The organism is Streptomyces sp. NPDC089915 (genome assembly GCF_040684675.1).
Lineage (GTDB): Bacteria > Actinomycetota > Actinomycetes > Streptomycetales > Streptomycetaceae > Streptomyces.
On sequence record NZ_JBFBGN010000335.1, the window covers coordinates 1 to 1,867 of the forward strand.

Below are 1,867 nucleotides of genomic sequence, written 5' to 3' on the forward strand. Positions count from 1 at the left end.
CCGGCCGGCCCTGTGAGCGGCCGGGTCACCGGTCCGCGCGCCATCCCGTCGTGCCGGCGGCGGACCGGGGTCCTGAGGGGACGTCAGCCGGCACAGCGCCTTCGGGCCTCCTCACGTGCTGTCTTCGGCGCTGCCGCGGAGCAGGTTTGGCCGATCCCGCCGGGTTCACCCGAACGGGTGCGGAAGCGCTCTCCCATCCGAGGGCCGTTCCGCTACGAAGAACAGACGGCACCCCCACAGGCTCAGCCCGAGCGACGACCAGCGATGACCGAGGACCACCATGCGATGGATGCCCCGCCCCCCGACGGCCCCCTCCGGCCGCCTCTCCGTCTTCCGGTCACGGCCGGAGCGGCGCCGGTGAACCAGCCGATCCCCTTCGGCGCCGGCCGCCCCGAGGACCCCGGCCGGCGTGACCTCGCCGAGACCATGCAGAAGGTCGCCCACGGCGACAAACAGGCCTTCTCCGTCCTCTACGACGCCCTCGCGCCCATGGTCTTCGGGATCGTCGTCAAGGTCGTGCGCGACCGGGCGCAGTCCGAGGAGGTCGCCCAGGAGGTCATGATCGATCTGTGGCGCCAGGCCGCCCGCTACCGCCCCGACGCGGGTTCCGTGACCACGTGGGCGGCGACGATCGCCCACCGGCGGGCCGTGGACCGGGTGCGCTCGGCCCAGGCCGCCGCCGACCGGGAGCAGGCCCGGGCCGCCCGCGAGCACACCACCGCCTTCGACGAGGTCGCCGAGCAGGTCGAGACGCGCCTGGAGTCCGAGCAGGTACGCCGCTGCATGCGCGGCCTGACCGAACTCCAGCGTCAGGCCGTGAACCTGGCCTACTACCAGGGGCTGACCTACCGTGAGGTCGCCGAAGCCCTGCGCACGCCGCTTCCCACCATCAAGACACGCATGCGCGACGGGCTCATCCGGCTCCGCGACTGCATGGGGGTGACCACATGAAACACCACGCGTCCGACACCCACACCCTCGCCGCCGCCTACGCCCTCGGCGCACTCGAACCAGGTGAGCGGGAGGAGTTCGAAGCCCATCTGCGGGCCTGCGAGGCCTGCCGGCAGGAAGCGGCGGAGTTCGGGGCGACCGCGGCCCGCCTCGCCACCGCCGTCGCGCAGCCTCCGCCCGCATCGTCCAAGGAGCGGGTCATGGCGGCCGTCGACGGGGTGCGCCAGCTGCCCCCGCACGTCCCGGCCGCCCCGGCAGCCCGCTCCTTCGCCGGCACGCTGCGCCGTACGGCCCTGCCCCTGGCACTGGCCGCCGCCGTGGCCGCCGCGGTCCTCGGCGGGGTCACGGTCTGGCAGGCGCGGCACGGGCAGGAGCTGGAGCAGCGGGCCCGCCGGGCGCAGCAGCAGCTGGACGCCGTCAGCGCCGTGCTGGCCGCACCCGATGCCCGCACCGTCCACGGGCGGACCGGGAACGGCGCCCTGGCCACCGTCGTCGCCTCCCAGCGGCAGGACAAGGCCGTCTTCACCGCCGGCAACCTGCCCGCGCCCGGCACGGGACGGACGTACCAGCTGTGGCTCGCCCACGACGGCACGATGCTCCCGGCCGGGCTCATCCAGGGGGACGGCACCGTCGTCCTCACCGGCAGCCCCGCCGGCGCGACCGCCGTCGGACTGACCCTGGAACCCGCCGGAGGTTCCCCCCGGCCCACCACCGCCCCCCTGCTCCTGCTGAACCTGCCCGCCTGACGGGCTGACCGGGCGGACCGGGCTGACCCCCTGCGCCGTCCCGCTCACGGAACGCGTCCAATCCGATCGCCACCCGGCCCCGAAGTACGGGTGAGGCGTCGCCGACCCGGCGGCGTGCCGAGTGGCGGGAGCGGTTGTGTCGGAACACCGGAACGTGGCCGTGATCGGCG

General features: G+C 74.9%; 2 protein-coding genes. Both read left to right on the top strand.

All coding sequences use genetic code 11. The annotated features are described in order from the left end of the window. The first annotated feature begins 285 nt into the window (after positions 1-285). Positions 286-951, top strand: a complete 666-nt coding sequence (gene sigK, locus AB0O29_RS35530; protein WP_365160465.1) for an ECF RNA polymerase sigma factor SigK — start codon at positions 286-288, stop codon at positions 949-951. Next, positions 948-1,697 (top strand): anti-sigma factor, encoded by a 750-nt coding sequence (locus AB0O29_RS35535; RefSeq protein ID WP_365160468.1) that lies wholly within the window; start codon positions 948-950, stop codon positions 1,695-1,697. Before sigK ends, AB0O29_RS35535 begins: the two co-directional genes overlap by 4 nt. Positions 1,698-1,867: the final 170 nt, after the last annotated feature.